The 3,123-nt window shown below is 68.8% G+C and carries 4 protein-coding genes; all 4 read left to right on the plus strand.

The annotated features are described in order from the left end of the window. Positions 1-73 precede the first annotated feature (73 nt). The 4 genes from V7026_RS11245 to dapA all read left to right on the plus strand — a co-directional run bounded on the left by V7026_RS11245 (position 74) and on the right by dapA (position 3,069). Positions 74-1,306 (plus strand): MFS transporter, encoded by a 1,233-nt coding sequence (locus V7026_RS11245; RefSeq protein ID WP_334155467.1) that lies wholly within the window; start codon positions 74-76, stop codon positions 1,304-1,306. 68 nt (positions 1,307-1,374) lie between these two features. Further along, positions 1,375-1,539, plus strand: coding sequence for a hypothetical protein (locus V7026_RS11250; RefSeq protein WP_334155468.1), 165 nt, complete (start codon positions 1,375-1,377; stop codon positions 1,537-1,539). A 2-nt stretch (positions 1,540-1,541) separates the two neighbouring features. Continuing rightward, complete coding sequence (locus V7026_RS11255) at positions 1,542-2,114, plus strand: class I SAM-dependent methyltransferase (protein ID WP_334155470.1); 573 nt, start codon at positions 1,542-1,544, stop codon at positions 2,112-2,114. A gap of 70 nt (positions 2,115-2,184) precedes the next feature. Then, on the plus strand, positions 2,185-3,069 hold the full coding sequence (dapA, locus tag V7026_RS11260) for a 4-hydroxy-tetrahydrodipicolinate synthase (RefSeq protein ID WP_334155471.1): 885 nt from the start codon (positions 2,185-2,187) through the stop codon (positions 3,067-3,069). The last annotated feature ends 54 nt before the right edge of the window (positions 3,070-3,123 follow it).

The raw sequence follows: 3,123 nt of genomic DNA on the forward strand, positions 1-3,123 counted from the left end.
CCCCAACCCATCCGCCCCACCCGGCCATCGATGCCCCCGCGCGGGGAGAACGACCATCCGCTACAGTTCGCGGATGACCGCTGTCCGTCGACTCGCCGCTGCCCAGGTCCTGCTGTGCGGCGCCCTCATCGTGACCTTTTCCATGGGTATCCGCCATGGCTTTGGGCTGTGGCTGCAACCCATCACCCAGGCACAGGGTTGGACGCGCGAAACCTTTGCCTTCGCGATGGCGGTGCAAAACCTGGCCTGGGGGGTGTTCGGCATTTTTGCCGGCATGCTGGCAGACCGCTTTGGGGCCTACCGGGTGTTGCTGGGCGGCGCGCTGCTGTACGCAATGGGTCTGGCGGGCATGGTACTCGCCACCTCGACGCTGGTGTTTGCGTTGACCACCGGGGTGTTGATCGGTGCGGCCCAGGCGGGCACGACCTACGCCATCATTTACGGGGTCATCGGGCGCCAAATCCCGGCCGAGCGGCGCTCCTGGGCCATGGGGCTGGCGGCCGCAGCCGGGTCGTTCGGGCAGTTTTTGATGGTGCCGGTGGAAGGCTGGCTGATCGCCGCCTTCGGCTGGCAGGACGCGCTGCTGGTGCTCGCCGGCGCCGTGCTCGCGATCGCCCCCCTGGCCTGGGGCTTGCGGGAGCCGGACTTTGCCAGTGGTGCGCGGGGGGCTGCGCGTGAACAGACGATCGGCCAGGCGCTGCGCGAGGCCTTCGGCTACCGCAGCTTCCAGCTGTTGATGGCGGGCTATTTCGTCTGCGGCTTCCAGGTGGTGTTCATCGGGGTGCACATGCCCAGCTACCTGAAGGACCACGGCCTGTCGCCGCAGGTGGCGTCCACGGCGCTGGCGCTGATCGGCCTGTTCAATGTTTTTGGCACCTATGCGGTGGGCGTTCTGGGGCAGCGGCTGGCCAAGCGCAAAATCCTCGCCGGCATCTATCTGTTGCGCTCGATCGCGATCGCGCTGTTTCTGGCCGCGCCGCTAACGCCTTGGAGCGTGTACGCCTTCGCCGCCGCCATGGGGCTGCTGTGGCTGTCCACGGTACCGCCGACCAATGCCATCGTGGCGCAAATCTTTGGTGTCGCGCACCTGTCGATGCTCGGGGGCTTCGTGTTCTTCAGCCACCAGGTGGGCAGCTTCATGGGGGTGTGGCTGGGCGGCTTGCTCTACGACCGCACAGGCAGCTACGATATCGTGTGGTGGATCTCCATCGCGCTGGGTCTTTTTGCCGCCGTCGTCAACTGGCCCATCCAAGAGGCACCGATCCGCCGCGGGCCGGTGCGCATGACCGGGCCGGCCACTCCGTGACCGCTCGCGGCCCCAGCGCACCCAAGGCCTCCGCTCGACCGTCTTCACTTCAAGGACCCGCCCCTGCCATGTCCTTCGCCGCCCCGTCGCCCCAATCGCGTCCGGTCTTGAGCCCGGTCCTGCGCCTGGCCGGCTGGGGGGTGGCCCTGGGGGCGTGCGGCGCGGTGTTCGCCTGGTATCTGGAGCCAGACTTTCTGCTCACGCTGGCGGATCGGCTCTGGAGTTGCTTTTGACCATGCCGCACGCCGTCTTGCCCCCCTCGCCCTGGATTACCCGCTTCGAGGCGCTCTTGCAGTCCCGTGCGCCCGATGGGGGGCCACGGCGCGCTCTGGATCTAGCCTGTGGCCACGGGCGCCACGCACGCTGGCTGGTCGCGCGGGGCTGGCACGTCACCGCGGTGGACCGCGACACGGCGGCATTGGCCTCACTCGCCGACCTGGGCGCGGCGCTGCGCCCGCTCGCCGCCGACCTGGAGGGCGCCCCCTGGCCCCTGGCGCAGGAGCGTTTTGACGCAGTGGTCGTGACCAACTACCTCTGGCGCCCCCTGCTGCCGCACATCGTGCAGGCGGTCGCACCCGGCGGCGTGCTGCTGTACGAGACCTTCGCCCAGGGCAACGAAACCGTCGGCAAGCCATCGCGTCCCGATTTTCTGCTGGCCCCGGGCGAGCTGCTGCGCGCCTGTGCCGAGCTGCGCGTGATCGCCTACGAGGATGGCTTTCTGAGCCAGCCGGACCGCTTCGTGCAGCGCATCGCGGCCGTGCGCGAGGCACCGGCCGCGAACGCCGCGCCGCCGCGCTACCCGCTCTGACCCGGTGAGCACCGCCCGAGCCGCTGGTTAGAATGTCCGCTGGACCCAACACTGGATTTGCGCACACGCCATGAAGCCCATCACCGGCAGCATCGTCGCCCTCGTCACCCCCATGCATGAGGACGGTCGCGTCGACTACGACACCCTGCGCAAGCTCATCGACTGGCACATCGATCAGGGCACCGACTGCATCGGCGTGGTCGGCACCACCGGCGAGTCGCCCACGGTCAGCGTCGAGGAGCACTGCGAAATCATCCGCGTCGCCGTGGAGCAGGCCGCCGGGCGGCGGCCCATCATGGCCGGCTGCGGCGCCAATTCCACGCGCGAGGCGATCGCGCTGGCCGAGTTTGCCCGCCGCGTGGGCGCCGACTGCCAGTTGCAGGTCGTGCCCTACTACAACAAACCCACGCAGGAGGGCCTGTTCCAGCACTTCAAGGCGATTGCCGAGGCCACCGGCGACCTGCCCATCATCCTGTACAACGTGCCGGGCCGTACCGTGGCCGATCTGCAACCCGAGACGGTGCTGCGCCTGGCCGAAGTGCCGGGCATTGTCGGCATCAAGGAGGCCACGGGCAACATCGAACGCGCCCAGTGGCTGATTCGGGAAAAGCCCGCCGACTTCGCCCTCTACTCGGGCGACGACGCCACGGCCGTGGCGCTGATGCTGTGCGGGGGCCAGGGCAACGTCAGCGTCACCGCCAACGTCGCCCCACGCCTCATGCACGAGCTGTGCATGGCCGCGATCGCGGGCGACGCCCGCACCGCCATGCGCATCCAGATGCAACTGTTGCCGCTGCACAAGCAGCTCTTCGTCGAGGCCAACCCCATCCCCGTCAAGTGGGCCATGGCGCACATGGGCCTGTGTGGCCCGACGCTGCGCCTGCCGATGACGCCGCTGTCGGCCCCAAACCAGCCCGCAGTCGAGGCGGCTTTGCGCGCCGCCGGTCTGATCTGACGAACACACCCCACCGCTCGCCAAGGGAATCGACATGCCCGCACCCCACCGCCC

This window comes from Tepidimonas sp. (assembly GCF_036825565.1).
Lineage (GTDB): Bacteria > Pseudomonadota > Gammaproteobacteria > Burkholderiales > Burkholderiaceae_C > Tepidimonas.

Bases quoted from the DNA above. Each gene is read 5' to 3' on its own strand.
- V7026_RS11245 (WP_334155467.1), top strand. From the start codon at position 74: ATGACCGCTGTCCGTCGACTCGCCGCTGCCCAGGTCCTGCTGTGCGGC.
- V7026_RS11250 (WP_334155468.1), top strand. From the start codon at position 1,375: ATGTCCTTCGCCGCCCCGTCGCCCCAATCGCGTCCGGTCTTGAGCCCG.
- V7026_RS11255 (WP_334155470.1), top strand. From the start codon at position 1,542: ATGCCGCACGCCGTCTTGCCCCCCTCGCCCTGGATTACCCGCTTCGAG.
- dapA (WP_334155471.1), top strand. From the start codon at position 2,185: ATGAAGCCCATCACCGGCAGCATCGTCGCCCTCGTCACCCCCATGCAT.